Annotated in this window: 1 protein-coding gene; it reads left to right on the top strand. The window is 47.9% G+C overall.

The window, feature by feature from the left end:
* The coding region (locus tag ACOI06_RS14685) for a hypothetical protein (protein ID WP_420663330.1) at positions 1-219 on the top strand (219 nt) is incomplete at both ends.

The raw sequence follows: 219 nt of genomic DNA, 5'->3' as shown, positions 1-219 counted from the left end.
TCAAGACGCAAGTGGCTCTATCGAAGCTGATATTTCAACGCTGCAAACTACAAAGGTTACAGCAAATCAGGCAGAATCAATCGCACAGTCAGAAGTCACTGCTGAACTTAATAAATCTGGTGGGGTTAACGCTCGTATTGCTTCACTTGAGGCGACTAAGGTTGACGCGACGGGTGCGACTTCGGCGGCGCAATCTGTTGTGAATTCGAGGTTTGGTAC

Origin of the sequence: Orrella sp. 11846, from assembly GCF_048820935.1 — a bacterium.
GTDB lineage: Bacteria > Pseudomonadota > Gammaproteobacteria > Burkholderiales > Burkholderiaceae_B > Algicoccus.
The sequence above is the reverse complement of the archived record's forward strand: the minus strand, read 5'-3'. Positions and strand labels throughout refer to the sequence as shown.